Source organism: Corallococcus sp. AB030, assembly GCF_003668965.1.
GTDB classification, from domain to species: domain Bacteria; phylum Myxococcota; class Myxococcia; order Myxococcales; family Myxococcaceae; genus Corallococcus; species Corallococcus exiguus.
In genome coordinates, this window is the sequence record NZ_RAWQ01000064.1 from 35056 (window position 1) to 43536 (window position 8481).

Consider the following 8481-nt stretch of genomic DNA (forward strand, 5'->3'; position numbering starts at 1 on the left):
CTTCAGTGCGAGCCCAGGGCCGCCAGCTCCTGCTGGACCCCACGGAAGTGCTCCAGCACGTGCTCGAGCGCGTGCTCGGAGAGGAAATCCATGCCCTGCATGGAGCCCTCGGCCGCGATGGCGGCGCGCTCGAACATGGCAGCCTCGTAGCCCTTCACGGCCTGGCTCCAGTCGGAGTCCGCCGCGAGCGCGAGCCCCAGCTCCAGTCCGTCGAGCATCGCCATGTTCACGCCCTCGCCGCCAAAGGGCGGCATGACGTGGGCCGCGTCCCCGAGCAGCGTCACTCCCGGCCGGTGTGTCCAGCGGTGGCCCACCGGCAGCGCGACGATGGGGCGCGCGGCGATGCTGTCATTGCACGCGTCGATGAACGCGAGCAGGGACGGCGCCCACCCCGGGAGCAGCGCCTTGAGTTGTTCGCGGGCCCGGGCAGGGGAGGACGTATCCACGAGCCCCTGCTGGAGCTGTGCCTCGGACACCCGGAACATGAAGTAGGCGCGCACGTGGCCGTGGCTGCTGCGCTGAGCGATGAGGCCCTGGTTGCCCCCGACCACGGAGATCTTCCCGCGAGGGAGCAGCTTCGCGACCTCCGGATGCCGCGTGTCCACGTCGTCGATTTGCAGCTCGATGAAGAGCACGCCCGTGAAGGCCGGCGTCGCGGAGGACACGAGCGGGCGGACCTTCGACCACGCGCCATCCGCGCCCACCACCAGGTCGAACTCACCGAGCGAACCCGCCGGACCCACGACGCGGTAGCGCCCATCGGGGAGCGGTTCCACGGCGGACACCTTGCTTCCCCAGCGGATCCGCTCCGCGGACAGGCTTTCCAGCAGCAGGGAGCGCAGCTGCGTGCGGTCGATTTCCGGCCGGTCGCCGTCGCTCGCCTCGTTGTGCTGGAAGTGGAGCGTCCCCTGCGCGTCGTAGATGGCGTCACCCTGGTCGTCGTACCGGGCGACGGCCTTGAACTCCGCCTCCAATCCGGCCTCGCGAAGCGCGCGCAGCCCGGAGTCGGCGTGCAGGTCCAGCGAACCTCCCTGGGGACGGGCGAGCGGGTGCTCATCCAGCTCGAACACCGTGGCCGCGATGCCCCGTGTCGCCAGGATCCGCGCCAACGTCAGCCCACCCGGACCACCCCCGATGATTCCCACTGTCTTGGTCATGTGCATAGCTTGCTATGTAAATTGAGATGGGCTCCTATGCAACCCAAAGGGACCGCCGGGGGGTGGGCGCGCCGGATCCTCGTCACGACGTGAGTGGATCCACGGCCGCTTGAGAGGGGAGGGCACCTCACGAGCGTCCGCGTGGGATGCGTGGAACACACGGTGTCGATGCCTCACGCGGACGGTTCGCCTAACGTTCCGCCGCGTGACGGACATCTCCCGCAGCTCCGGGCGCGTCGAGCTCGCGCACTTCCTTCGCAGCCGCCGTGAGCGTTTGCGTCCGGAGGACGTGGGACTTCCTTCCGGTTCGCGGCGACGCACGCCGGGCCTTCGCCGTGAGGAACTGGCGCGGCTCGCCGACGTGGGCGTCAGTTGGTACACGTGGCTTGAGCAGGGGAGGGACATCCACGTCTCCGAACCGCTGCTGGAGCGCCTGGTGGTCGCGCTCCGCCTGACTCCGACGGAGCGTCTGCACCTCTTCGCGTTGGCGCACGGCCGGCCCGCGTCCATGCCCGTGCGCTCACCGGAGTCGGTCAGCGACGCGCTTCAACGACTGCTCGATGCGCATCCTTTTCCGGCGCTCGTCTCCACTCGACGGTGGGACATCGTCGCGTGGAACGCGGCGGCGACGGTCCTCTACGCGGACCTGGAACTTCCGGCCTCCTCATTAGAGGAGCGCAACGGCTTGTGGGCGCTGTTCATGAATCCAGAGCGGCGCGCGCGCATGCCTTCGTGGGATGAGGCGGTGCGCCGCGCCGTGGCGGGGTTCCGGATGGACGCCGCGAGGGCCGCGGACCGGTCGGAGTTCGACGCGCTGGCGGAGAAGCTCCAGTCCGCGAGCCCGGAGTTCGCGCGCCTCTGGAGCGAGCACGACGTGGTGGAGACCGCCTCCATGGTGAAGGTGTTCCTCCTTCCGAAGTGGGGGCCCATCGCGTTCGAGAACGTCACGCTCACGTACTCGGAACCCGACGGCCGGGAGCTGCGCGTGTCCTTCTACTCGCCGCGTCCCGGTCCCAACCTGGAGCGCACGCGGAAGTTGTTCCAACCGTCGTCGCCGCCCGGTCCGGACCGGACGTAGCACCCGCGGATCCGAAGGCCGTGCGTCACGGCTTGAAGTGGACGCCGGTCCACGCCTCGCTCGCGGACCACAGCTGGTCGGCCCGCTTCGGATCCACGGCCCAGTCCTTCACGCCGCGCCGGATGGTGGCGTCCGCGGGCGCCATCACGGCGATGTCGACGTTCTCGCAGTAGACGCCGCCCTTGCCCGCGAGCTGGGGGCTGGTCGCGCACCAGACCGTGGTCGCGGCGCCCTGTTCCACTGTCTTCAGCGGTTCGATCTTGTTGGAGTTCTCGACGGAGGCGCGGACCTCCTCCTCGGACATGTGCCGGGCCAGGTCCGTGAGGATGCCGCCGGGGTGGACGGCGAACACGCGCACTCCGTGGGCCTCGCCGCGCGCATCCAGTCCGACGGCGAAGAGGATGTTCGCGGTCTTCGACTGCCCGTAGGCGACCCACTTGTCGTAGGGGCGCTGCTGGAAGAAGGGGTCCTCGAAGTCGACGCCGGAGAAGAAGTGGCCGCGCGATGACAGGCACACCACGCGCGCGCCGTTCGCCTGCTTCAGCGCGGGCCAGAGCCGGGCGGTGAGCTGGAAGTGGCCCAGGTGGTTGGTGGCGAATTGGGATTCGAAGCCGCGCGCGTCGCGGGTGAGCGGTGAGGCCATGATGCCCGCGTTGTTGATGAGCAGGTGCAGCGGCCGGCCGGACGCGATGAAGCGCGAAGCGAACGCATCGATGGACGCCGGGTCGAAGAGGTCCATGGGCTCCAGCTCCACGCGCTCCAATCCAGCGAGCGCGGCGCGCGCCTTGTCGGGAGTCCGCGCGGGGACGATGACGGTGGCACCCGCGGCGTGGAGCGTGCGGGTGGTCTCCAGTCCGATGCCCGCGTAGCCGCCGGTCACGATGGCGACGGTGCCATCCAGCCGGGTGTTGCCGAGCGCCTCGCGTGCGGTGGTGGTCGCGCCGAAGCCGGAGTTCAGGGGCTGCTGTTTCGTGGTCATGGGCACAGGGTGCAGGCCCGCGGTCCGCGCGAAAAGAGCGTCAATTCATCCTATGTCTGGCACCACCCGGATGCGGATCCGGGAAGGGGAGGGCGGCACATGGACGCGGTGAAGTTGCGGGTCGCGAGGCCGACACGGGACCTGGACGCGGTGGTGCGCTTCTACCGGGACGGGTTGGGCTTCGAGGTGCTCGGAGGGTTCGAGGACCACGCGGGGTTCGACGGCGTGATGCTCGGGGATGCGGGTGCGCCGTATCACCTGGAGTTCACGGTGGAGCACGGACACGAAGCACCGCGAGCTCCGTCCGAAGACCACCTCCTGGTTTTCTACGTGCCGGACCCGGAGGCGTGGGCGGAGCGGGTCCGATGCATGGAGGCCGCGGGCTTCGCGCCGGTGCGGTCGCGCAATCCGTACTGGGATGCGAACGGAAGGACCTTCGAGGATCCGGACGGCTATCGCGTCGTGCTTCAGCAAGCCGCCTGGTCACGCTGAACAGTGAAGCGCGGCGGCGCGTGTTCCACGTGGAACGTCTGTGGCCGAGTCGCCCGGATGCGTTCGCGGGTCCCGAGGCTCCGCGTTCCACGTGGAACACGTCATCGAGTTCAGCCGCGTGATGAAGCGAAGTTCGGGACCGTCGCCGTGAATCGCGGCATCGACGTGAGTCCCCGGACCTCCATGCGGATGGAGCGCATGTTCAAGGGCTCGGCGCGAAAGCACATGCGGGCCGGACTCCCTGCTCCAGCGTTGGGTGGCTTCCTGTTCCACGTGGAACGTCTGAAGCGGAGTCGCGTGGATGCGTTCGTTGCTCATGTGGCTCCGCGTTCCACGTGGAACACGTTCACGGCGAGAGGCGCGAAGCGGAACGCGGACGCACGTGATGCCCATGTTCCACGTGGAACACGCGCGGCTTGAGGGTCCTGCGGATGGGCCCGGCGGTTGATGCGGTTGAGTCCTGGCTGAGCACCACGCGAGGCCGCGTGAAAACCCGTTCATGAAGGACCGAACTCACGTCGTTGTTCGCGCATGGGCATGCAGGTGGACCCGCATCACGCCGCTGCTTCGCACCCAGGCATGCGCATGCACAGGACCTCGCAGTCATGAGCTTCCGCCTGCCATCGGATCCGGTGCGCGACGGGCATCGCTGAAAGGAACGAAGCGATGGAGGCACGGGCTGAGTGGCCGACCGGTGTTCCACGTGGAACACGGCCGACCTCCGGTCCGCGTGTGGAGGCGCTGGCGAACAAGCGTTGAAGCGACACGCGGTTGTTCGTCGTGGCGTTGAACCGTGGCTGTCCTGGAGCGCTTGATGGTGCGAAGGGGAGGGGAGCTGGCGCTCATGCGGCCTCGCATGTTCCACGTGGAACACGCTCCAAGAAGGGGCTCCCCTGGTTGCTCGGACAGCGGTCGTCAGCGTGAGGGGCAGCGCGTCTGATGTGCTGTTGGGGGATGAAGAAGAGACCGCGTGACCGGCTCCACATCAGGCTCGCGGCACGGCGGTTCGCAGGCCTTTGGGTATCGGATCCGGACAAGCATCCATGCGGCGGTTCATGGATGGCGGATGCGAAGCGCGGTGGATGAAAGAGAGCCCCAGGCCGGTTGCTCCTTCCCCAACCACGGTTCGAATCGCGCGTGCTGGAAGTGGTTCAGGCACTTCCCCTTCGCGGCCTCCGTGACGTGTTCCACGTGGAACGTCCCGGCATGGATGCGGCGCTTGAAGTGAGCAACGCGCTCAACAGGCATCAGCGAGTTCATGGCCGATGAAGCAGATGGAGGCGACTGCGTGTTCCACGTGGAACGTCCTGGTGGATCCACTGCCTTGCGGCGCCGTGTTCAGGAACGGTTCGGGACGGGTCTTCATCTGCGTGAGTTCGCGGATGCGTGAGCGTGTTCCACGTGGAACCTCATGGTGGTGGACCGTGCCTTCCGCGACCACGGTCCGCATGAAGCGCTGAAGGCTCTGTCGAAGCGCAGTGGTGGGGTTGGCTTGAGCGTGTTCCACGTGGAACGTGCCGGTGGATCCACTGCCTGGGCATGGTCAGACCGCTACGGCTTCCGGACCGTGCTTCCACCTGACCGTGTTCGCGGATGCGTGAGCGTGTGCCACGTGGAACGTCCAACGTGAGAACCAACGGGGCGGACAGAAGGGCCCACGCAGATGCTGGACTGGTGCTCGCCGCATGCGCGCGAGATGGCGTGAACGTGTTCCACGTGGAACGGGCCATGCGGGCCTGCCGTCTTGATGGGGTGCCGTTGTCCACGATGGATGCCAGGCCTTCCTTCGCGCAGGTGCTCGCGACCGCATGCGCGTGTTCCACGTGGAACAGCGTGGCGTGTGTTGGGCCATGACTCGGAACCGTCGTTGTCCGCGCCAGGTGCTGGGCCTTCTTTCGCGCCGCCTGTTCGAAACGGTGTGGCGGGGTTCGCGTGAAGCAGCGGCGCTGAACCACGGACTTGGGCTGATGGGATCCGCCCTGAATGCCGCGCTTCGCATCGTGTGCTCGCCGCCGCGTGAGCGTGTTCCACGTGGAACCTGCTGGCACGTGCGCGCGGCCTTGGGTTGGCGTGGTCCGCGAAACGCGCGGAGCGTTCTTCCTCATGGCGTGGTCCGTGCGCTCATGCGTGTTCCACGTGGAACGCGCGGCATGGATGCGCGGCCTGTCGTTGGCGTGGTCCGCGAAGCACGGCGGGCTGTTCCTCCGCATGGCGATGCTTGCCCTCATGCGTGGTCCACGTGGACCGGCGGCCTTGATGGACGGCCTTCAACTGACGCGGTTCCGAAAAGTCAGACCGCGCTTCCACGTGGCGGTGCTCGCATCGGTGGACGGTTGCTCATGTGAACGGCGCACCTGCGATGCCCTCGCCTGCGTTGGACGGGGTTCGTGGGAAGTGCCCAGACCGCCCGGCCGCATCACGCTGCTCGGGTTTGCTGATGCAGCTACGGAAACGGCTGGCGTGAGCGACTTCGGTTGGCGCGGTTCGCAAAAAACACAGGGGCGTTCTTTCGCGGCGTGGTGCTCGCAGCGGCATGGCGCGTGTTCCACGTGGAACCGCCGGTGGTCGTGGCTGGGCCCAGCGCATCCACCTGATGGGGGCGTGAACGGGAACCCGGTGACTCGCCACGTGTCATGAGGCGCGGGTTCGCATCGCGTGCCGTGCTCCCCATCAAGCGCGGCTCCGTGGTCCGAAGGCGGTGACGTGCGGCTGGTCCCTGCGATGACGGTTCACGGTCGAAGTCCGTTGGCCGCATCGCCCGTTCGACGCCACGAATCCAGGCATCGCCATCCATGGTCCGCGCGGGTGCCGGAACCGATGATGGAAGCCGTGCCGCGCGGCGGTTCGCTCACCCCATGCGGTGCGCCGCACGAACCGCCAACTCACGACCCGAGGCCGACATGGCGGAGCAGCTGTCGCAGATACGCGTTCCACGTGAAACCACCGGCGCGGCCCACGTGAAGTGGCGGCGGTGGCACCGCGCTCGGCGGTTCGATTCAGCGGAGGTGCTCGGCGGGACTTCGCATCCGGTTGGGCGCCGAACCGGATGCCATCCGGTGTGCACTGCGAACCGCGCGATGCTCACCCGGTCCCATTCCTCAACGTGGCACGGACGCGCATCCGGTCGGCGCTCCAGGGATCCGCGGAGGTGGCGCTCACGTGGAGGGCCTCGCCCCGGATGGCTGGAACGCCTCGTTCAGCGGCGAGCTTGAGAAGCTCACGCGTCCACGCCGCCCCGAATCTGGAACCCACGACTTGAAGTCGCCGGACCGGTGCGCGGACTCACGCGGCCACCTCGTCCCCAAACCGGCGCGCACCCACCCGCGCCGAACGCGAGCTCGAACCGGACGCCCAAACCCAACGCGCGAACCGCATCGCCGCACCAGCCCGCGCGAAATCCCCGCGCCGCACGGACCCACGAAGCCCAACCCGTTCCACATGAAACGCCGGACCCGCGAACCGCGCGAAGCCTCCACCACGAACTCGCCGCGCGCGACCCCCTGAAAAACCCAACACCCTTCCGCCCCGCACGGAATCGCCGGCCAGAAAGCAGCCGAGCAGGCACGCGCAGCCCCCCTCATCCGCGCGAAATTCCGCCACCCACGGGTCCCCGAGCGAGGGGACGGGCAGGGCTTGAGTCCCACCTTGGATGGGAAATTGATCCATCCTCGAACCCCGTGCTAGCTGCCTGATCAGGCTCCGATTCGCGCGCACGTCCGCGCGAACCGCGGGCGGGGCTCTGGCGTCAGCCGGGGCGAGAGAGGATGGGCCACGTGGGTCGTATCATCTGCATCTCCAACCAGAAGGGCGGCGTGGGTAAGACCACCACCGCCATCAACCTCGCAGCGAGCCTCGCTTCCGCGGAGCGCCGCACCCTGCTGGTGGACATGGACCCCCAGGGCAACGCCGGCAGCGGCCTGGGCCTCAAGCGCGAGAACCTCACCGGCACCGTCTACGACGCGCTCCTCGGCGGCCGCCCCGCAGCCGAGCTCATCCACCCCACCGAGCTGCGCTTCCTCCAGGTCATCCCCGCCACGCCCGACCTCACCGGCGCGGAGGTCGAGCTCGTCAACCAGGAGCGCCGCGAGTTCCGCCTGCGCGAAGCCCTGCTGCCGCTCAAGGACAAGTACGACTACATCATCATCGACTGTCCGCCCTCGCTCGGCCTGCTCACGCTCAACGCACTGGTGACCGCGGACTCCGTCCTCATCCCGCTCCAGTGCGAGTACTACGCGCTCGAGGGCCTGTCCCAGCTCACGCACACCATCGACCTGGTCAAGCAGGGGCTCAACCCCTCGCTGAAGATGGAGGGCATCCTCCTGACCATGTTCGACGCGCGCGCCAACATCGCCCACCAGGTCGTGGACGAGGTGCGCGGCTACTTCAAGGACCAGGTCTTCCAGGCCGTCGTGCCGCGCAACGTGCGCCTGTCCGAGTGCCCGTCCTTCGGCAAGCCCATCATCCTGTACGACATCAAGTCCAAGGGCTGCGAGAGCTACCTGGCCCTGGGCCGCGAGCTGATGCGCCGGGACTCCCCCAAGCCGTCCAAGCGCCGGGTCGCCTGACCGGTCGCCTCCTTAATAGAGCGATGTGAATGGTGGGACCGGGTGCCCGGTTCGCCGTGAAGCACTCAAGGCCCATGCGCGCCGGCCCCACGCCGGCGCGGGAGTTCCCAACCGCCGTGCAGAAGAACGCTGACACCCAGAAGCGCGCCCTGGGCCGGGGCCTCTCCGCCCTCATCCCCCAGGCCGCCCCCGCGCCGGCCCAGGGCGCGC

5 protein-coding genes are annotated in these 8481 nt (G+C 68.2%); 3 read left to right on the forward strand and 2 right to left on the reverse strand.

The window, feature by feature from the left end:
- Positions 1-2 precede the first annotated feature (2 nt).
- Complete coding sequence (locus D7Y15_RS17400; RefSeq protein ID WP_233604988.1) at positions 3-1157, reverse strand: NAD(P)/FAD-dependent oxidoreductase; 1155 nt, start codon at positions 1155-1157, stop codon at positions 3-5.
- Positions 1158-1362: 205 nt separating this feature from the next.
- Between D7Y15_RS17400 and D7Y15_RS17405 the strand changes: the two genes are divergently transcribed.
- Positions 1363-2235, forward strand: coding sequence for a helix-turn-helix transcriptional regulator (locus tag D7Y15_RS17405; protein WP_233604989.1), 873 nt, complete (start codon positions 1363-1365; stop codon positions 2233-2235).
- 25 nt (positions 2236-2260) lie between these two features.
- On the opposite strand, the gene D7Y15_RS17410 is transcribed toward D7Y15_RS17405, so the two are convergent.
- The gene (locus tag D7Y15_RS17410; protein ID WP_121753288.1) at positions 2261-3214 is read right to left on the reverse strand and encodes an oxidoreductase; all 954 of its coding nucleotides are present in this window, start codon (positions 3212-3214) and stop codon (positions 2261-2263) included.
- 99 nt (positions 3215-3313) lie between these two features.
- Here D7Y15_RS17410 and D7Y15_RS17415 point away from each other — a divergent pair, with 99 nt between their 5' ends.
- Positions 3314-3706, forward strand: a complete 393-nt coding sequence (locus tag D7Y15_RS17415; RefSeq protein WP_120579477.1) for a VOC family protein — start codon at positions 3314-3316, stop codon at positions 3704-3706.
- A 3773-nt stretch (positions 3707-7479) separates the two neighbouring features.
- A complete protein-coding gene (locus tag D7Y15_RS17425) occupies positions 7480-8271 on the forward strand; it encodes a ParA family protein (protein WP_120579480.1) in 792 nt (263 codons plus the stop codon).
- Positions 8272-8481 lie beyond the last annotated feature (210 nt).

Excerpts from the sequence above, each read along its gene's own strand:
- D7Y15_RS17400 (WP_233604988.1), bottom strand. The coding sequence starts at position 1,157 with ATGACCAAGACAGTGGGAATCATCGGGGGTGGTCCGGGTGGGCTGACG.
- D7Y15_RS17415 (WP_120579477.1), top strand. The coding sequence starts at position 3,314 with ATGGACGCGGTGAAGTTGCGGGTCGCGAGGCCGACACGGGACCTGGAC.
- D7Y15_RS17410 (WP_121753288.1), bottom strand. The coding sequence starts at position 3,214 with ATGACCACGAAACAGCAGCCCCTGAACTCCGGCTTCGGCGCGACCACC.